Origin of the sequence: Zhihengliuella salsuginis, from assembly GCF_014651715.1 — a bacterium.
Classification (GTDB): domain Bacteria; phylum Actinomycetota; class Actinomycetes; order Actinomycetales; family Micrococcaceae; genus Zhihengliuella; species Zhihengliuella salsuginis.
In genome coordinates, this window is record NZ_BMXK01000008.1 from 100,418 (window position 1) to 118,675 (window position 18,258).

Annotated in this window: 14 protein-coding genes and 1 tRNA gene; 4 read left to right on the forward strand and 11 right to left on the reverse strand. The window is 69.0% G+C overall.

Going from position 1 to position 18,258, the window contains the following annotated elements; genetic code table 11:
* Positions 1 to 242: 242 nt before the first annotated feature.
* Genes thrB through argS form a run of 5 tightly spaced genes read right to left on the reverse strand, consistent with a single transcriptional unit; the run spans position 243 to position 6,741 of the window.
* The gene (gene thrB, locus IE069_RS10310; RefSeq protein WP_229791080.1) at positions 243 to 1,265 is read right to left on the reverse strand and encodes a homoserine kinase; all 1,023 of its coding nucleotides are present in this window, start codon (positions 1,263 to 1,265) and stop codon (positions 243 to 245) included.
* 5 nt (positions 1,266 to 1,270) lie between these two features.
* Entirely contained in the window at positions 1,271 to 2,371 is a 1,101-nt protein-coding gene (thrC, locus tag IE069_RS10315) for a threonine synthase (RefSeq protein ID WP_189350202.1), read from the reverse strand.
* Positions 2,372 to 3,670: a homoserine dehydrogenase gene (locus IE069_RS10320; RefSeq protein WP_189350204.1), complete on the reverse strand. Its 1,299-nt coding sequence runs from the start codon at positions 3,668 to 3,670 to the stop codon at positions 2,372 to 2,374.
* Positions 3,671 to 3,681: 11 nt separating this feature from the next.
* Complete coding sequence (gene lysA / locus IE069_RS10325; RefSeq protein WP_189350206.1) at positions 3,682 to 5,097, reverse strand: diaminopimelate decarboxylase; 1,416 nt, start codon at positions 5,095 to 5,097, stop codon at positions 3,682 to 3,684.
* A gap of 3 nt (positions 5,098 to 5,100) precedes the next feature.
* On the reverse strand, positions 5,101 to 6,741 hold the full coding sequence (gene argS, locus IE069_RS10330; protein WP_189350207.1) for an arginine--tRNA ligase: 1,641 nt from the start codon (positions 6,739 to 6,741) through the stop codon (positions 5,101 to 5,103).
* Positions 6,742 to 6,926: 185 nt separating this feature from the next.
* Between argS and IE069_RS10335 the strand changes: the two genes are divergently transcribed.
* Positions 6,927 to 6,999 (forward strand) — tRNA-Arg (locus tag IE069_RS10335).
* 105 nt (positions 7,000 to 7,104) lie between these two features.
* Here the strand turns inward: IE069_RS10335 and IE069_RS10340 are convergent.
* The 3 genes from IE069_RS10340 to IE069_RS10350 all read right to left on the reverse strand — a co-directional run bounded on the left by IE069_RS10340 (position 7,105) and on the right by IE069_RS10350 (position 9,926).
* Positions 7,105 to 7,896 carry an ABC transporter ATP-binding protein gene (locus IE069_RS10340; protein WP_189350209.1) on the reverse strand — a complete coding sequence of 264 codons (792 nt, stop codon included), beginning with the start codon at positions 7,894 to 7,896 and terminating at the stop codon, positions 7,105 to 7,107.
* A complete protein-coding gene (locus IE069_RS10345) occupies positions 7,889 to 8,818 on the reverse strand; it encodes an ABC transporter permease (protein WP_189350211.1) in 930 nt (309 codons plus the stop codon). The genes IE069_RS10340 and IE069_RS10345 overlap by 8 nt, the downstream gene beginning before the upstream one ends.
* Positions 8,819 to 8,927: 109 nt before the next feature.
* Positions 8,928 to 9,926: an ABC transporter substrate-binding protein gene (locus IE069_RS10350; protein WP_189350213.1), complete on the reverse strand. Its 999-nt coding sequence runs from the start codon at positions 9,924 to 9,926 to the stop codon at positions 8,928 to 8,930.
* 408 nt (positions 9,927 to 10,334) lie between these two features.
* Between IE069_RS10350 and hrpA the strand changes: the two genes are divergently transcribed.
* Positions 10,335 to 14,402 carry an ATP-dependent RNA helicase HrpA gene (gene hrpA, locus IE069_RS10355; RefSeq protein WP_189350215.1) on the forward strand — a complete coding sequence of 1,356 codons (4,068 nt, stop codon included), beginning with the start codon at positions 10,335 to 10,337 and terminating at the stop codon, positions 14,400 to 14,402.
* A gap of 82 nt (positions 14,403 to 14,484) precedes the next feature.
* On the opposite strand, the gene IE069_RS10360 is transcribed toward hrpA, so the two are convergent.
* A complete protein-coding gene (locus tag IE069_RS10360; RefSeq protein ID WP_189350217.1) occupies positions 14,485 to 14,913 on the reverse strand; it encodes an HIT family protein in 429 nt (142 codons plus the stop codon).
* A gap of 23 nt (positions 14,914 to 14,936) precedes the next feature.
* Between IE069_RS10360 and IE069_RS10365 the strand changes: the two genes are divergently transcribed.
* Both IE069_RS10365 and IE069_RS10370 read left to right on the forward strand, forming a co-directional pair.
* Positions 14,937 to 16,046 carry a PLP-dependent cysteine synthase family protein gene (locus IE069_RS10365; RefSeq protein ID WP_189350219.1) on the forward strand — a complete coding sequence of 370 codons (1,110 nt, stop codon included), beginning with the start codon at positions 14,937 to 14,939 and terminating at the stop codon, positions 16,044 to 16,046.
* 64 nt (positions 16,047 to 16,110) lie between these two features.
* Positions 16,111 to 16,551 carry a Fur family transcriptional regulator gene (locus IE069_RS10370; protein WP_189350221.1) on the forward strand — a complete coding sequence of 147 codons (441 nt, stop codon included), beginning with the start codon at positions 16,111 to 16,113 and terminating at the stop codon, positions 16,549 to 16,551.
* Here the strand turns inward: IE069_RS10370 and IE069_RS10375 are convergent.
* Complete coding sequence (locus tag IE069_RS10375; RefSeq protein WP_189350223.1) at positions 16,548 to 17,432, reverse strand: metal ABC transporter permease; 885 nt, start codon at positions 17,430 to 17,432, stop codon at positions 16,548 to 16,550. The genes IE069_RS10370 and IE069_RS10375 overlap by 4 nt on opposite strands.
* Positions 17,433 to 18,221: a metal ABC transporter ATP-binding protein gene (locus IE069_RS10380; protein WP_229791088.1), complete on the reverse strand. Its 789-nt coding sequence runs from the start codon at positions 18,219 to 18,221 to the stop codon at positions 17,433 to 17,435.
* Positions 18,222 to 18,258 lie beyond the last annotated feature (37 nt).

The following is an 18,258-nucleotide window of genomic DNA, read 5'->3' on the forward strand; positions in this document are numbered from 1 at the left end:
CGTCGGGCGGGCCGTAGTAGATGGGCCCGCGAAATGTTTTCTCGTCGGCGACGCTTCAGATACGCCAGTCGACTTTTGTCGAGAACACGCCTTCAGTGGCGCTGATGACTCACGGTGATCCGGCCAGCACCACTGCACAGTCGATGATCGTGAAGTGGTGGGTGACGCGGTGAGAGTCGCACCAGGCCACGGGGGATCAATGAACGATCCAATACCGGGGCAGGGCCAGCATCATCTGGCATCTAGTGCAGTTCCACCATAGCACCAGATACGTCGAGGCCCGGAATTTCAACGCGCCACGGCCCGAATTCATCCACGCCGCGTTCGATGGCCTCCGCGATGGAACCCGCCTGCTCGCTGCCGTGGGCGAGAATGAGCACAGTCGGTCCGGCCCCGGAGACGACGGCGGCGTAGCCCTGCGCACGCAGTGAACGGATCAGGCCGGCGGACTCCTCCATCGCGGCGAACCGGTAGCTCTGGTGCAGGAAGTCCTCCGTGCCGATGTGCAGGAGCGACGGTTCACGGGTCAGCGCAGTGACGAGCAGTCCTGCGCGCGCCGCGTTGGCCGAAGCGTGCGCGTGCGGCACCGTCTGCGGGAGCAGTCCGCGGGCGGCCTTCGTCGAGAGCTCGACGTCCGGGATGGCCACCACAGGAACGATGTCCTGGTGCAGGGCCAGGGCCACCGTGTGCATGGTGGACGGGCGGTGCGGTTCGCCGCCGTCGATCAGCGTGGCCTGCGCCGTCTCGTACGAGAGCGTCAGCCCGCCGTAGACGGCCGGAGCCACGTTGTCGGGGTGGCCCTCGAGAAGCGCGGCGGCCTCGAAGAGGCCGTCTCGGCCGCCTGCCTTCGCAGCCGCTTCTGCCGGCAGCAGCGCGTCCGCGGCAGCAAGTGCGGAGACGATTGCCGCGGCCGACGAGCCGAGCCCGCGCCCGTGCGGGATGCGGTTGGTCGCCTCCAGTTCGAGCCCGGCTGCTTCGACGCCGAGCTCGCGCCAGCGGTCAAGGATGGTGCGGGCCACCAGGTGCGACTCATCCGTCGGCAGGTCGGCGGCCCCCTCCCCCGAGACGCTCACGCGGGCTCCCGGCTGGTCCGAAGTTCTGACGACCAGCGTGTCCTGCAGTCCCAGGGCCAGCCCCATGCAGTCGAACCCCGGACCGAGGTTCGCGCTCGTCGCGGGGACGGTGACCGTCACCCGCTGGCCGGCGGCGATGCGGTGGTCGAGGCCGGTGGACTGCCGGTCCACGGGTGTCGCGTTTTCTTCCACGGCGGTCAGTTCAGGCCGAGCGCGTCAGCCACGGCGACGACGTCGAACGGCACCTTGGTCGGCTCGGCCTCGGCCCCGTCCGCGCCCTTCAGCGCCCACTGCGGGTCCTTCAGGCCGTGGCCGGTGACGGTGATGACGATCTTCTTGCCCTGGGGCGCGTTCCCCTCGGCGTGGTGCTTGAGGAGACCGGCGACGCCGGCGGCGGACGCCGGCTCGACGAAGACGCCCTCCTTCGAGGAGAGCCAGCGGTGCGCCAGCAGAATCTCCTCGTCGGTGACCGAGTCGATCATGCCGCCCGACTCGTCGCGCGCTTCCTCGGCCAGCTGCCACGAGGCGGGGTTGCCGATGCGGATGGCCGTCGCGACCGTCTCCGGCTCCGTGATCGGGTAGCCCTTGACGATCGGGGACGCCCCTTCTGCCTGGAAACCCCACATGATCGGGGTCTTGGTCGAGACCGGGGCCAGTTCCTCGCCGGCGGTGTTCGTGTAGGGGGCGGCGTACTCCCGGTAGCCCCTCCAGTACGCCGTGATGTTGCCGGCGTTGCCGACGGGCAGCATGTGGAAGTCGGGGGCGTCGCCGAGGAAGTCGACGACCTCGAACGCACCGGTCTTCTGGCCCTCGATGCGCGCCGGGTTGACCGAGTTGACGAGGAACACGGGGTACGACTCGCTGAGCTTGCGGGCGACGTCGAGGCAGTTGTCGAAGTTGCCGTCCACCTGGAGCAGCTCGGCGCCGTGGGCGATGGCCTGGCTCAGCTTGCCCATGGCGATCTTGCCGTCCGGCACCAGCACCGCGCAGGTGAGGCCGGCCTGTGCCGCGTAGGCCGCGGCGGACGCCGACGTGTTGCCGGTCGACGCGCAGACCACGGCCTTGGCCCCGGCTTCGACGGCTGCAGTGATGGCCATCGTCATGCCGCGGTCCTTGAAGGAGCCGGTCGGGTTCATCCCCTCGACCTTGAGGTAGACCTCGTTGCCCGTGTGCTCGGACAGCGCCGGCGCGTACACGAGCGGCGTGCCGCCCTCGCCCAGCGTGATGACGCGGGTGGATTCGGTGACCGGGAGACGGTCGGCGTATTCGCGGATGACGCCGCGCCACTGATGTGCCATTTACTTTCCTTCGACTCGCACAACGGAGGAGACCGCCTCGACGACGGCCAACTGTTCGATTTCGGCCACGGTGGAGGCCAGCGCGGCCTCGCGGCCCTCATGGGTGATGATCCGCAGGCGCGCCTGCCCGCCGTTGTCGTCGGCGGAGATGGTCTGGCGCATGGTCTCGATGGAGACGCCGTGACGGGCGAAGATGCCGGCGATCTCGGCCAGCACGCCCGTCTCGTCGGTGACCTCGAGACTGATGCTGTAGCGCGTCGTCGACTCCTCGATGCCGAGGGCGCGCGTCGGACGCGGCTGCGCCTCGCTTCCGCCGCCGGCTCCGGTGGACAGGCCGCGGGCGATGGAGACGACGTCGCCCATCACGGCCGACGCGGTCGGCGCGCCGCCCGCTCCCTGGCCGTAGAACATGAGCTCGCCGGCGTTCTCCGCTTCGACGAAGACCGCGTTGAAGGCGCCCCGCACGGCCGCCAGCGGGTGCTCGCGGGAGAGCAGCGTCGGGTGGACGCGCACGTTGACGCCCTCGTTGCCTGCGGTGTCGGTGGTGCGCTCCGCGATGGCGAGCAGCTTGATGACCATGCCGGCCTCGGCGGCCCCGGCGACGTCGTCGGCGGAGATCCCGGTGATGCCCTCGCAGTAGACGTTCTCGAGGTCGAACGTCGTGTGGAACGCGAGCGAGGCGAGCAGCGCGGCCTTCGACGCGGCGTCGTGCCCTGCGACGTCGGCCGTCGGATCGGCTTCCGCGTAGCCGAGCTGCTGGGCCTCGGCGAGGACGGCGTCGAACTGGGAGCCGTGGGTGTCCATCGCGTCCAGGATGAAGTTCGTCGTCCCGTTGACGATGCCGAGGACCTTGGTGATGTGGTCGCCGGCGAGCGACTCGCGGATCGGGCGCAGGATCGGGATCGCGCCCGCGACCGCCGCCTCGTAGAGCAGCTCGGCACCGCCGTCGCGGGCGGCCTTCGTCAGCTCCGGCAGGCGCGCGGCGAGCAGCGCCTTGTTGCCGGTGACGACCGACGCGCCGTTGCCCAGCGCGCGCAGGATCATCGAGCCCGCCGGCTCCAGCCCGCCCATCAGCTCGACGACGACGTCCGCGCCGTCGACCAGGGCTTCCGCGTCGGTGGTGAACAGTTCTCGCGGCAGGTCGCCCTCACGCGGCGCATCGACATTCCGCACGGCGATGCCGGTCAGCTCGAGCGGCACGCCGATGCGCGCCGCGAGCTCCTCCGACTCGTCGAGCAGGATGCGCGCTACCTGCGATCCAACGTTTCCACAGCCGAGCAGCGCAACCTTCAAAGTCATCAGTTAAGTCCCTAAGCTCCCATGTCGCGGGCCAGTAAATCGTCTTCGGTCTCCCGCCGGACCATGAGTCGCGACGCTCCCCCACGCACGGCGACCACGGCCGGTCGGGCCAGGTAGTTGTAATTGCTCGACAGCGCCCAGCAGTAGGCGCCCGTGGCGGGAACGGCGAGCAGATCGCCCGCTGCGACATCCTCCGGAAGGTAGACGTCCCGGACGACTATGTCACCGGACTCGCAGTGCTTGCCAACCACACGGGAAACAATTGCGTCAGACTCCGTCACACGGTTGGCGACGACGGCCGTGTAGTCCGCCTCGTAGAGCACGGGGCGGGCGTTGTCGCTCATGCCGCCGTCGACGGAGATGTAGCGTCGCGGCAGGGTCGACTCCCCCGCCTCGACGGCGACCGTCTTCTGCACGCCCGTCTCGTAGAGCGTGAACCCGGCCGGGCCGGAGATCGCACGGCCCGGCTCGATCGAGATCCGCGGGCAGGCGATCCCCAGCTCGGCCACGGTCTCACGGACGACGGCGGCCATCGCCGCGGCGAGCTCGCCCGCCGGCCGCGGGGTGTCGGCCTCGGTGTAGGCGATGCCGTAGCCGCCGCCGAGGTCCATCTCCGCCAGCTCGACGCCGTGCTCGGCCTTGACCGCCGCGGTGAACGCGAGCAGCTTCCGGGCGGCGACGGCGAAGCCGGACGCCTCGAAGATCTGCGACCCGATGTGCGCGTGCACTCCGAGCAGCTCGAGCCGCGGGTGTTCCAGCGCGAAGGCGACGGCGCGCTGGGCGGGCGAGGCGCCGTCGTCGTCCACCATGGAGAGGCCGAACTTCTGGTCCTCGTGGGCGGTGGCGATGAACTCGTGCGTGGAGGCGTGCACGCCCGGTGTCAGGCGCAGCATGATGCTGCCCGTGGTTCCCAGCCGCTCCGCGGTGCGGCCGACGCGCTCGAGCTCGTCGAGGCTGTCGACGACGATGCGGCCGAGGCCCATGGTCAGCGCGGCCTCGATCTCCGCGACCGACTTGTTGTTGCCGTGCAGGCTCAGGTTCGCGGCCGGCACGCCCGCGCGCCGGGCGACGGCCAGCTCGCCGCCCGAGCAGGTGTCCAGGCGCAGCCCCTCCTCGGTCACCCAGCGGGCGACGTCGACGGTGAGGAACGCCTTGCCGGCGTAGTACACGTCGACCCCGCCGGCGAGGTCGGCGAAGGCCTCGTCGAAGGCATCGCGGAAGGCGCGGGCCCGGGAGCGGAGGTCGTCCTCGTCGACCACGTACAGCGGCGTGCCGTACTCCGCCGCCAGCTCGGAGACGGCGATGCCGTGGACGGCCACCTCGCCGTCCCCGTTGCGGGCGACCCCCTCGGGCCACAGGGGCTCGCGCAGGGCGTTCGGGTCGGCGGGGAAGGTCAGCCAGTCGGGGGCCAGGTTCGATGCCGGCATGCGCTACATCCTCTCCGGTGCGGTCACGCCCAGCAGGGCAAGACCGTTGGCGAGCACCTGCGTCGTGGCGTCGTTGAGCCACAGGCGGGTGCGGTTGGTGTCGGTCACGTCCTCTCCGGCCAGCGGCGCGACGCGGCACGCTCCGTACCAGCGGTGGTAGGCGCCCGCCAAGGTCTCGAGGTAGCGGGCGACGCGGTGCGGCTCGCGGAACTCTGCCGCGCCCGCGATCTGGTTCGGGTACTGCGCCAGCAGCGCCAGCAGCTCGTTCTCCGTCTCGTGGGTGAGCAGGGAGGCGTCGAACGCGGAGCGGTCCACGCCCTTCTCCGCCGCGTTCCGGGCGGCGGCGCAGGCGCGGGCGTGGGCGTACTGGACGTAGAACACCGGGTTGTCGTTGGTCTTCTTCTGCAGCAGCTCCGGGTCGATCGCGATCGGCGAGTCGGCCGGGAAACGCGCCAGCGAGTAGCGCAGGGCGTCGGCGCCGAGCCAGTCGATGAGGTCGCGCAGCTCGATGATGTTGCCGGCGCGCTTGGAGAGCTTGGCGCCGTTGACCGAGATCAGCTGCCCGATGAGGATCTCGATGTTCTTCTTCGGATCGTCGCCGGCGCAGGCCGCGATGGCCTTCAGGCGGTTGACGTAGCCGTGGTGGTCGGCCCCGAGGAGGTAGATCTTCTCGGTGAAGCCGCGGTCCTTCTTCGACAGGTAGTACGCGGCATCGGCGGCGAAGTACGTCGGCTCGCCGTTCGCGCGGATCATCACGCGGTCCTTGTCGTCGCCGAAGTCGGTGGTGCGCAGCCACACGGCGCCGCCCTCGTCGTCGACGTGGCCCTGCTCGCGCAGGCGCTCGACGGCGGCCTCGACCGCGCCGGAGTCGTGCAGCTCCGCCTCCGAGAAGTAGACGTCGAACTCGACGCCGAAGTCGCTCAGCGTCGCCTTGATGTCGGCGAGCTGAGCCTTGTAGGCGAGGTCGCGGATCTGCGGCAGCGCGGCTTCCTCGTCCAGGTCGCGGACCTCGGGGCGCTCGGCGACGACCGCGTCGGCCAGCTGGCGCACGTACTCGCCCGGGTAGCCGCCCTCTGGTACGGGGAGGTCGTGCAGACGGTTGTAGACCGACTGCGCGAAGACGTTCATCTGGTTGCCCGCGTCGTTGATGTAGTACTCGCGGGTGATCTCGGCGCCCGCGGCGCGCAGGATGCGGCCGATGGAGTCGCCCAGTGCGGCCCAGCGCGTGTGGCCGATGTGCAGGGGGCCGGTGGGGTTCGCCGAGACGAACTCGAGGTTCACCACGTGGCCGGACAGCGAGTCGTTGGTGCCGTAGGCGGCGCCCGTCTCGACGATCTTCCGCGCGAGCTCGCCGGCGGAGGCCGCGTCGAGAGTGATGTTCAGGAAGCCCGGGCCGGCGATCTCCACACCGGAGATGCCCTCCACGCCCTCGAGGCGGCCCTGCAGGAGCTGTGCGAATTCCCGCGGGTTCATACCGGCCTTCTTGGCCAGCTGCAGGGCGACGTTGGTGGCCCAGTCGCCGTGGTCCCGGCTCTTGGGTCGCTCCACCTTCACCGTGTCCGGCAGGTCCACCGTGAATTCACCGGCGGAAACGGCCTCGGAGAGGGCATGGGAAATGGCGTCGGAAAGCTGTTCTGGAGTCACCCGTCAAGGATAACGGCCCGACCGCCCCGCCCCCGCATCGTAAGTCCCTGCGATTCGGCTTCGCAGGACGGAGCGCGCCGCCCCGCGCCACGCCGTCGACGCACCGAAGGACCGGTTCCACCCTCGCGCGGGATTCCTGCTAAGCTCTTCAAGGTCCGCCAGGCAGTCACCTGTTTGATGGATACGCCCTCGTAGCTCAGGGGATAGAGCGTCCGTCTCCGGAACGGAAGGTCGAAGGTTCGAATCCTTTCGAGGGCACCGTGTGATGAGTCGGGACATATGTCCCAGATGAGTCGAGAAACAAGTAATGAGAGAACCCCCGGGCCGTCGGCCCGGGGGTTCTCTCATGTCTAGACGCTGCCCCTACTGCAGCATCGTGCGGTCATCGAGCTGGGCGCCCTTGATCTTCTCGAACTCGCCGAGCAGACCCTTGACCGTCATCTTCTCCTTCTCCGCCTGCGACAGATCCAGGATGATCTGGCCGTCGTGCATCATGATGAGCCGCGTGCCGAGCGCCAGAGCCTGCTCCATGTTGTGGGTGACCATCAGGGTCGTCAGGCGGTGGCGCTCGACGATCTCCCGGGTCAACCGCGTCACGAGGGCCGCGCGCTGCGGATCGAGGGCCGCAGTGTGCTCGTCGAGCAGCAGGATCTTCGGGCCCGTCAGCGTCGCCATCAACAGGCTGAGCGCCTGACGCTGACCACCGGAGAGCAGCCCGACCTTGGTCTTGAGCCGCTTCTCGAGACCCAGCTCCAGGCTCGCCAGTTCCTCGACGAACAGTTCGCGCTTCCTGTTCGTCACTCCGAGCGCGAGGGCTCGCACCTTGCCGCGTCCGAGCGCAAGGGCCAGGTTCTCCTCGATCGTCATCGACGGCGCGGTGCCGGCCATCGGATCCTGGAAGACGCGGCCCAGGTACTTGGCGCGCTTGAAGTCGGCCAGCTTGGTGACATCCTGGCCGTCGATGCGCACATTTCCCGAATCCGGGTACAGCTTGCCGGCCACCATGTTCAGCACTGTCGACTTGCCGGCTCCGTTCGAGCCGATCACGGTGACGAAGTCGCCCTCGGCGAGTGTCAGATCGATCTCGCGCAGCGCCTTCCGCTCGTTGACGGTTCCCGGGAAGAAGGTCTTGTTCAGGTTGGTGATTTCAAGCATTCTGCTTCTCCTCTTCCTCCGGCGCATCGGCCTTGGCTGTTCCACGCGAGGTGATCTGGATCCGCGCGGCCAGCTTCCGGAACACGCCCACCTGTGGCAGCACGAGCGCGAGCACCACGAGGACGGCGGAGATCAGCTTCATGTCGTTGACCTCGAGGCCGGCACCGAGCGCGAACTGGATCACGAGCCGGTAGATCACCGCACCGAAGACGACGGCGATCGCGGCCAGCCAGATGTAGCGCTGGGAGAAGATGGCCTGGCCGACGATGACGGACGCGAGTCCGATCAGGATGATGCCGATGCCCATGCCGATGTCCGCGTAGCCCTGGAACTGGGCGATCAAGGCGCCGGAGAATGCGACCAGCCCGTTGGAGAGCGCGAGTCCCAGAATCTTCTGGTTGTCGGTGCTCACACCGAAGGAGCGGATCATCTCCGGGTTGTCGCCGGTCGACCTCATGGCCATGCCCACATCCGTGTGCAGGAACCAGACGATGACGGCGACCGCGACCAGGCAGAGGAGCAGCAGCAGGGCGACGGAGACCCACGAGCCCAGCCAGCCGTTCGCGCGCAGCGGGGACATCAGCGTGTCCTCGCCGAGCAGCGGCACGTTGGCCTTGCCCATGATTCTGAGGTTGATGGAGTACAGGCCGATCATGGTCAGGATGCCGGCCAGCAGGCCGTCGATGTTGCCCTTCGTGTGCAACAGGCCGGTGATGACGCCCGCGGCGGCTCCCGCGAAGAAGGCGCAGACGGTGGCGACCAACGGGTTGGTCCCGTTGACGATCAGGATGGAGGCCGTCGCGGCACCGGTGGTGAACGAGCCGTCGACGGTCAGGTCGGGAAAGTCGAGAATGCGGAAGGTCAGGTAGACCCCCAAGGCCATGATTGCGTAAATCAGGCCCAGCTCAACCGCTGTGATCATGGGTGGATCCTTGTGTTGTCGATCAAGCTGCCATCGCCGGCAGCGGGTGCACGGCCCGCGCAGCCGGACGGATCTCCTCCTTGTCCGGCCGCGCGAGCAGGTCGGGCAGCTACTCGGTGTCGCCGTAGACCTCGGCGGCCTCGTCGAGCATCTCCTGCGGAATCTCGATGCCGAGCTTCTCCGCCGTGTCCGTGTTGACGTACAGCTCGACCTCGGTCAGCGTCTCGACCGGCATACCGGCAGGATCCTCGCCCTCGAGGATCTTCACGGCCATCGCCGCGGTCTGCTCACCGAGCTTCTCGTAGTTGATCCCGTAGGTGGCGACAGCACCGCGCTCGACCGATTCGCCGTCCGCGGAGATCACCGGGATGCTCTTGTCCTGGGCCACCTGAAGCAGGCCCTCGAGGGCGGAGACGACCTGGTTGTCGGTCGGCACGTAGATCGCGTCGACGTCCAGCCCGGCAGCAGCCTGCTGCACCTCGGAGGAGGCGGAGATCGCCGTTTCCTCGATCGTCAGCCCGAGCTCCTCCGCGGCTTCCTTGGCCCAATCGACCTGGACCTGGGAGTTGACCTCGCCCGAGGAGTAGACGATGCCGACACTCTCGGCATCCGGTGAGAGCTCCTGCAGCAGCTCGAGCTGTTCCTTCACCGGATTCTTGTCGCTGGTGCCCGTGATGTTGCCACCCGGCGCCTCGAGCGACTCGACGAGCTTCGCCGCCACCGGATCGGTCACCGCCGAGAAGAGCACCGGCGTGTCCGTCACGGCCTGGGCGAGCGCCTGCGCCGACGGCGTGGCGATGGCCAGCATGAGATCCAGATCCGAGTCAGCAGCAAACTGTCCGGCAATCGAGGTATTCGTGGCGGTGTCCTGCTGGGCATTCTGCTCGTCGTAGACGACGTTCTCGTAGCCGGCCTCTTCCAGACCCGCCTTGAAGCCCTCCGCGACGGCGTCCAGTGACGGGTGGGAAACGAACTGGCTGATGCCGATCTTGACCTCTTCATCCGCCCCGGAGCCGCCCTCCGGGGAATCGGAACCACCGCACGCCGACAGCGCGAGTGCAGACGCCGCCAGAGCGGCGGTTACCTTCATGGATTGTGCGAGTTTCATGGCAGTCCTTTCGACTGGAGGCATCCCAGCCCCCGTCCGATGTGGAGGTCGGCGTCGACCTCTTGGGAAGCACACTCTGGCGAATGTGACCCCCTTCATGGTTACGTACGCATCCTACCTGTGAACAACATCACTTTTTATCCCCAGCACGGAACAGATTGGACGGAAATGGCGGGAGTTCCCGGGAACGTAATCAAAATGGAATCACTTTCCTCCCATGTCCGGATATTCGTCCATTGCCAGACCGAAGATTCGACCTACGCGCTGGACGGTTCGGAGAATTGACGCGCACCGCGGTCCTGACGCAAGGCGCCACAAGAGGTGGGCACCGCTGCGCGGAGCCGACCTCCGCCGTCGTACCGGTCCAACGTGAGAAAGGCGCCGGTCCGCCGATAGACTGGCCGGACCATGGCTCTCACCTTGACTTATCCCGAGTCCCTGCCCGTCAGCGCGCGTCGGGACGACATCACGACGGCGATCCGCGAGAACCAGGTCGTGGTCATCGCCGGCGAGACCGGCTCCGGCAAGACGACCCAGCTGCCCAAGATGGTCCACGAGGTCCTCGAGCAGGAGCGCGCCCAGCGCCACGCCGACGGCCGGCCGGCGACGAGGCGCGGGCTCATCGGGCACACCCAGCCGCGGCGGATCGCCGCCCGTTCCGTGGCGGAGCGCCTCGCCGAGGAGACGGGCGTGGAGCTCGGCGACGAGATCGGCTACCAGGTCCGCTTCACGTCCCAGGCCTCGCGCTCGACCCGGATCAAGGTCATGACCGACGGCATCCTCCTGGCCGAGATCCAGCACGACCGGCTGCTCAAGCGCTACGACGCAATCGTCATCGACGAGGCCCACGAGCGCAGCCTGAACATCGACTTCCTGCTCGGCTACCTCAAGCAGCTGCTGCCGCAGCGCCCGGACCTCAAGCTCGTCATCACCTCGGCGACGATCGACCCGGAACGGTTCGCCCAGCACTTCGGGCGCCCCGACGGCGACACCGTGGACCCGGCCCCGGTGATCGAAGTCTCCGGCCGCACCTACCCCGTCGAGATCCGGTACCGCCCGCTGAACCCCGCAGACGCGCTCGACGCCGACGAGCTCGAGACCCACGAGCGGGAGGACGATCGCGACCCCATCGACGCGATCTCCGACGCCGTCGACGAGCTGGCCGCCGAGGAGCCGGGCGACATCCTCGTCTTCCTCTCGGGCGAACGGGAGATCCGGGACGCCGCCGACGCTCTGCGCGCCAAGGTGGGAGTGTCCCGCCGGCTCGCCGGCACAGAGATCCTTCCCCTGTTCGGCCGCCTGTCCATGGCGGAGCAGCACCGCGTCTTCTCCCGCAGCTCCCACCGCCGGATCGTCCTGGCCACCAACGTCGCCGAGACCTCGCTGACCGTGCCCGGGATCAAGTACGTGATCGACGCCGGGACCGCCCGCATCTCCCGGTACTCCCACCGCACCAAAGTGCAGCGGCTGCCGATCGAACGCGTCTCCCAGGCCAGCGCGAACCAGCGGTCCGGCCGCTGCGGCCGCGTCTCGGACGGCATCGCGATCCGCCTCTACTCCGAGGAGGACTTCTCCGCGCGCCCGGAGTTCACGGATCCGGAGATCCTGCGCACCAACCTGGCGGCCGTCATCCTGCAGATGGCCTCCATGGGCGTCGTCTCCTCCCCCGCCGACGTCGCGAACTTCCCCTTCGTCGAGGCACCCGACGCCAAGGCGGTGAACGACGGCGTCACCCTCCTGCGCGAACTCGGAGCCGTGACGAACGGCAAGTCGGTGGAGATCACCAGGGTCGGCCGCCAGCTCGCTCAGCTCCCCCTCGACGTCCGGCTCGGCCGCATGATCGTCGAATCCGGCCGGCGGGGCGTCGCGAAAGAGGTCATGATCCTCGCGGCCGCGCTGACTGTCCAGGACCCGCGGGAGCGCCCCAGCGAGGAGACCGGCAACCGGGCGAAGGCCGCCGAGATGCACGCGCGGTTCAAGGACGAGCGGTCCGACTTCTCCTCCTTCCTGCTGCTGTGGAAGTACCTGCAGGAGCAGCAGAAGGAGCTCTCCTCCTCGGCCTTCCGCAGGCTCTGCAAGAAGGAGTTCATCAACTACATGCGCGTGCGCGAGTGGCAGGACCTCTTCGCGCAGCTGCGCCAGCTCGCCAAACCGCTCGACATCACGCTCACGCCCGGCCCGGTCGATCCCTCCGGGCTCGAGGAGCCGATCCACCAGTCCCTGCTGGCCGGCCTGCTCAGCCACATCGGACTGTGGGACGAGCGCAAGCGCGAGTACGCGGGCGCCCGCGGCACCCGGTTCGCGGTCTTCCCCGGTTCCGCCCTCTTCAAGAAGAACCACGACTGGGTGATGGCGGCCGAACTCGTCGAGACCTCCCGGCTGTGGGCCCGCACCGCGGCGGTCTTCAAGCCCGAGTGGGTCGAGGACGTCGCCGCCGACCTCGTCAAGCGCAGCTACTCGGAGCCGCACTGGTCCCGCAAGCAGGGGGCCGTCATGGGCTACGAGAAGGTCACGCTGTTCGGCGTGCCGATCATCGCCCAGCGGCGCATCCAGTACGGGCGCGTCGACAAGCCGCTGGCGCGGGAGCTCTTCATCCGCCACGCGCTCGTCGAAGGCGACTGGCGCACGGGGCACCGGTTCTTCCACCGCAACCGCAAGCTCCTCGCAGAGGTCGAGGAGCTCGAGTCGCGCATGCGCCGGCGGGATCTGCGCATCTCCGACGAGGACCTCTTCGAGTTCTACGATCAGCGTCTCGGCGGGGACGTCACCACCGAGCGCCACTTCGACCGCTGGTGGAAGAAGGCCCAGCACGAGGACCCGAAGCTGCTCGATTTCGATCCGGACGCGGTCCTGGCCGTCGACGCGGAAGAAGTCGACGAGTCGGCGTACCCGCGCAAGTGGCGGCACGGGGACCTGGACCTCGACCTGAGCTACGAGTTCAACCCCTCGCAGGCGACGACGTCGCGCGGCAGCGCGGCAACGGCCGGCCCGCACGCGCCGCAGCGCCCCGAGGACCACGACGGCATCACCATCCGGGTCCCGATCCTGTTCCTGAACCAGCTGGATCCGGCGCGCTTCCGCTGGCAGATCCCGGGGCTGCGCGTCGAGCTCGTGACCGCGCTCATCAAGTCCCTGCCCAAGCAGGTCCGGAAGAACTTCGTCCCGGCGCCCGATGTCGCCCAGCAGGCGGTCGCGGCGCTCGCCGCCGATTTCGACCCGGAGACCGAGGAACTCGAGCCGTCGCTCGAGCTGGCCCTGCGCCGGCTGCGCGGATTCGTCATCCCCCCGGGCTCGTGGGACTGGAGCGCGGTGCCCGCCTACCTGCTGCCGACCTTCCAGGTCGTCGACGCGCAGGCGAAGGTCCTCGCCGAGGGAAGGGACCTCGAGGTCCTGCAGGAGTCGCTGGCCGCCGCGAACCGCCGTGCTCTGGCCGAATCGCTGGGCTCCGGCGGCGGAGCGCTGGCCGACCTCGCGGGCGCACCGTCGCCCGGGGCGGCCGCACGGGCCGGCGCACCGGGGAAGAAGAACAAGGGCCGTGGCGCACACCGCGGGGGCGAACCAGCGGGCCGGACCGGACCGGCGTCGTCCCGGTGGGAGGCCTCCGGCCTGACCGACTGGACCGACTCCGTGGGCGCCGGCGGCACGATCGAGCGCAAGGTGACCAGCGAGGCCGCCGGCCAGGTCATCACCGGGTTCCCGGCGCTCGTCGATGCCGGCTCGGACGTCACGCTGACCGTCTACCGGAACGAGGCGGAACAGCTCGCCGCCCACCGGACCGGCGTGATCCGGCTGCTGATGCTGAAGGTGCCCTCGCCGACGCGCTACGTGACCGACCATCTCAACAACCAGGAGAAGCTGGTCTTCACGCAGAACCCGCACGGGTCCGTGGAGACGCTGATCGCCGACTGCGCGCAGGCCGCGGTCGACAAGCTGGTCCCGGAGCAGCTGCCGTTCACGCGGCCCGAGTTCGACGGGCTCTACCAGCACGTCCGGGCCGAGCTGATCGACACGGTCTTCTCGGTCACCGCGATCGTGGAGAAGGTCCTCTCCTCCGCGCGCCGGGTCGACCAGCGGATCAAGAAGGCCTCGTCCCTGGCGCTGATGCACGCGCTCTCCGACATCCGGGCCCAACTCGAGCAGCTCGTATACCCCGGATTCGTCGCGGGCACCGGCTACGCCCAGCTCGCGCACCTGCCGCGCTACGTCAAGGCCATCGAGATCCGGCTCGACAAGCTCGAGGCCGGGGCCGTGACCCGCGACAACCAGCACATGCTCGCCGTGCAGGCGGTCGAGGACGACTACGACGCGGCCCTCGAAGCACTGCCCGCCGGCGTGCGCACACCCGCGAAACTCGCGGCGGTCAAATGGATGATCGAGGAACTGCGGGTCAGCTTCTTCGCCCAGGAGCTCGGCACTGCGCACTCCGTCTCGGAGAAGCGCATCCGCACGGCGCTGCGCGAGGCGCGGGCCAAGTAGCGCGGACCGCTCCGGAACGACGGCAGGACGCAGCCTCCACGCTCAGGGCGACGCGACGGCGTCGTACCGGCGCCCTGCCGGGCTACTCCGCGGGCACCGCCTCCGCGTGCCCGTCGGCACGGAGCGCGGCGCGCAGGCGCACCGCGACGGCGTCGAGCGTCTCGGCGTCGGTGCTGCCCTGCGGGCTCGAGAAATCGTAGTCGCGCATCGAATTCACGGGCCACACGTGCACGTGCAGGTGCGGGACCTCGAACCCCATGATGGTGGTCCCTGCACGGGCCGATCCGAACTCCCGGACTTGCGAGGTACCGATCTTCTGGGCCACGGCGGTGACCTTCGCGTAGAGCACCGGATCCGCGTCGGTCCACCGGTCCGCCTCCTCGCGGGGGACGACCAGCACGTGCCCGTCGGTCTGCGGGCGCACGTCGAGGAACGCGACGACGTCGGCGTCGCTCCACACGAACCGGCCCGGGATCTCGCCGGCGATGATCTTGGAAAACAGAGAACTCATGCCTCGCATCCTAAGCTAGGCAGGTGAACACAGCATCCCGACGCCCAGCATCCGAACGCACGTGGGTCGACAACGCCGTCCGGCAGATCGAGGCCGACGCCACCCGCAGCGCAGACACGCACCTGCACCGCCTGAGCCTGCCGGCGGAGTGGGGCATCGACCTCTACCTCAAGGACGAATCCACGCACCGCACCGGCAGCCTCAAGCACCGGCTGGCCCGGTCCCTGTTCCTCTACGGCCTCGTCAACGGCTGGATCACCGAGGGCACCACGATCGTCGAGGCGTCCAGCGGCAGCACGGCCGTCTCCGAGGCCTACTACGCGCAGCTGCTCGGGCTCGACTTCGTCGCCGTGATGGCCGCGACGACCAGCGCCGAGAAGATCGACCTGATCGAGCGCTTCGGCGGCACGTGCCATCTCGTCGACGACCCCGGCTCGGTCTACGCCGAGGCCGAGCGCATCACCGCCGAGACCGGCGGCCACTACATGGACCAGTTCACGTACGCGGAGCGGGCCACCGACTGGCGCGGGAACAACAACATCGCCGAGTCGATCTTCGAACAGCTCGCGGCGGAGACCCACCCGGTCCCCGCCTGGGTCGTCGTCGGCGCGGGCACGGGCGGCACGAGCGCGACGATCGGCCGGTACGTGCGCTACCACCGCTTCGGCACCCGGCTGGCCGTCGGCGATCCGGAGGGGTCGGCCTTCCTGCCCGCATGGGAGGCCTGGCACGACGGCGGCTACCCGGCCGCCGTCGTGGGGTCCGCCAGCCGCATCGAAGGGATCGGGCGGGCCCGGCCCGAGCCGAGCTTCGTCCCGTCCGTGATCGACCAGGTGACGCGCGTGCCCGACGGCGCCTCGATCGCCGCGATGCGGCACCTCGCCGACTGGGCCGGGTTGAGCGCCGGGCCCTCGACGGGGACGAATCTCTGGCTCACATGGCAGCTCATCGCCGGCATGGTCGAGCGCGGCGAATCCGGCAGCGTCGTGACCCTGCTGTGCGACAGCGGAGACCGGTACGGCAGGAGCCACCGCGATCCCGAGTGGCTCGCGGCCCGCGGCATCGATCCCGCGCCGTACACGGGCGTGATCGAGGAGTTCCTCGAGAGCGGAACGTGGCGCATCGGGGGCTGATTCCCGGGGCCCGCTGATAGGCTGGAACAGTTCTCAACAACGAGCTGCTCGGGAGTCTGCCTACATGAACAGCACGGATGCCGGTTCCGGCGCCAACCGCGATGTCGCCCCTCGCGTCACCAAGCAGCGGCTGGCCGTCAGCGGCGCCCTCGACGAGCTGACGGACTTCGTCAGCGCACAGGAGCTGTACCGGTGGCTGCACGACCGCGGGCAGAAGGTCTCCCTGGCGACGGTCTACCGCATCCTGCAGTCGATGGCGGACGACGGCCTCGTGGACGTCTTGCGCTCCAACGACGGCGAGTCGGTGTACCGGCAGTGCGAGGTCGCCGAGCACCACCACCACATCGTCTGCCGGAACTGCGGCAAGGCCGTGGAGATCGAGGCGCCGTCGATCGAGGAGTGGACCCGGCAGATCGCAGCCCAGCACGGGTTCACCCAGCCGGGCCACACGATCGAGATCTTCGGCCTGTGCGCCGAGTGCTCGGCCGCGCTCGACGCCGGCTAGCTCGCGACCGCCGCCTCAGCCGCGTCCCGGTTGTGCCGGACGCGCATGCGCTGCCACGCGATGACGCGGCACACGACGTAGATCAGGAACGAGATCGTCGTGACGTAGGGGCTGATGGGCAGCCTCCCCGCCAGCGCCAGCATGATGCCTCCGACGACGGAGACCATCGCGAAGGAGACCGACAGGACGACTGTCAGCACCGGGCGCGCAGTCACCTTCAGCGCGGCGGCCGCCGGCGTGATCAGCAGGCTGAGCACGAGCAGGGCACCCACGATCTGGATCGACAGGGCGACCGCCAGACCCAGCAGCACCATGAACGCGGCGGAAAGCCATCCGGCCGGCACGCCGCGCGCGGCGGCGACGGCGGGATCGACGCTGACGAACGTCAGGGGCCGCCACAACAGGGCCAGGCCGACGATCACGACCACCGAGCACACGGCCAGCAATCCGAGCTGCACGTCGTCGACGGCCACGATCTGGCCCGTCAGCAGACCGAACTTGTTGGCGCTGCGCCCCTGGTAGAGCGCGAGGAACAGGATCCCGAGGCCGAGGCCGAACGGCATCATGACGCCGATGATCGAGTTGCGGTCCTTGGCCCGGGCGCCCATGAGGCCCAGCACCAGGGACGCGAGGATCGAGCCGACGATCGAGCCGCCGACCACGTTCGCCCCGATGAGCAGCGCGAAGGCCGCCCCGGCGAAGCTGAGCTCGGCGATCCCGTGCACGGCGAACGCCATGTCGCGCATCATGACGAACACGCCGACGAGGCCGCCGACGAGGCCCAGCAGGGCGCCGGCGACGATGGAGTTGGAGACCAGCGGGAGCAGTTCGGCGTAGTTCTCGAAGCTGAAGATCGTCGAGAAGAGGTCGGTGGTATCCATCTACTCCCCCGCCATCAAAGCGTCCGTGTGCCCCGCCCCGTGGGGGTGCTCGACGGACTCGGGGATGCCGACGACGACGATGCGCCCCTTGCTGCGGAACACTTCGATCGGGCTGCCGTACAGGTCGGAGAGCACGTCGCTGGTCATGACCTCGTCGACTGTGCCGATGTGGAACCGACCGCCGGCCAGGTAGAGGACCCGGTCGACATTCTGCAGGATCGGGTTGATCTCGTGGGTCACGAAGATCACGGCCGCGCCGTGGTCGCAGGCCTGGCGGTGGATCAGCGACGACACCGCCCGCTGGTGGTGCAGGTCCAGGGACAGCAGCGGCTCGTCGCACAGCAGCAGGTCGGGGTTGTCGGCCAAGGCCTGGGCGGCCCGCAGCCGCTGCTGCTCGCCGCCGGAGAGGATGCCGAGCGGCTGGTCGGCGTATCGTGTCGCGCCGACCTTCTCCAGCAGGGTGTCGACCCGTTCGTTCAACTTCTTGCGGCCGAACAGCCGGGGTCCCCAGCGGTGCCCGTCGATGCCGAGGGCGACGAGATCGCGGGCCCGAAGCGGGGTGTCCTCGGGGAACGACTTCTGCTGGGGAATCGATCCGATCCGGCGGGAACCGGACGTGACCGGCTGTCCGCCGACCTCGACAGCGCCCCCGGAGAGCTCCTTCAGCCCGAGCAGAACGTTCAGGAACGTCGATTTCCCGGAACCGTTGGGTCCAAGCACGGCGAGGAACTCGCCGGGGGCCACATCGAGGTCGAGCCCGTCCCAGAGGACGCGGTCGCCGAAGGCCATGCTCGCGTTCCGCAGGCGCACCGCCGGCGTCACTGGT

Excerpts from the sequence above, each read along its gene's own strand:
- IE069_RS10375 (WP_189350223.1), bottom strand. The coding sequence starts at position 17,432 with ATGGATACCACCGACCTCTTCTCGACGATCTTCAGCTTCGAGAACTAC.
- thrC (WP_189350202.1), bottom strand. The coding sequence starts at position 2,371 with ATGGCACATCAGTGGCGCGGCGTCATCCGCGAATACGCCGACCGTCTC.
- IE069_RS10350 (WP_189350213.1), bottom strand. The coding sequence starts at position 9,926 with ATGAAACTCGCACAATCCATGAAGGTAACCGCCGCTCTGGCGGCGTCT.
- IE069_RS10380 (WP_229791088.1), bottom strand. The coding sequence starts at position 18,221 with ATGGCCTTCGGCGACCGCGTCCTCTGGGACGGGCTCGACCTCGATGTG.
- IE069_RS10340 (WP_189350209.1), bottom strand. The coding sequence starts at position 7,896 with ATGCTTGAAATCACCAACCTGAACAAGACCTTCTTCCCGGGAACCGTC.
- IE069_RS10320 (WP_189350204.1), bottom strand. The coding sequence starts at position 3,670 with ATGACTTTGAAGGTTGCGCTGCTCGGCTGTGGAAACGTTGGATCGCAG.
- hrpA (WP_189350215.1), top strand. The coding sequence starts at position 10,335 with ATGGCTCTCACCTTGACTTATCCCGAGTCCCTGCCCGTCAGCGCGCGT.
- lysA (WP_189350206.1), bottom strand. The coding sequence starts at position 5,097 with ATGCCGGCATCGAACCTGGCCCCCGACTGGCTGACCTTCCCCGCCGAC.
- IE069_RS10345 (WP_189350211.1), bottom strand. The coding sequence starts at position 8,818 with ATGATCACAGCGGTTGAGCTGGGCCTGATTTACGCAATCATGGCCTTG.
- IE069_RS10360 (WP_189350217.1), bottom strand. The coding sequence starts at position 14,913 with ATGAGTTCTCTGTTTTCCAAGATCATCGCCGGCGAGATCCCGGGCCGG.
- IE069_RS10370 (WP_189350221.1), top strand. The coding sequence starts at position 16,111 with ATGAACAGCACGGATGCCGGTTCCGGCGCCAACCGCGATGTCGCCCCT.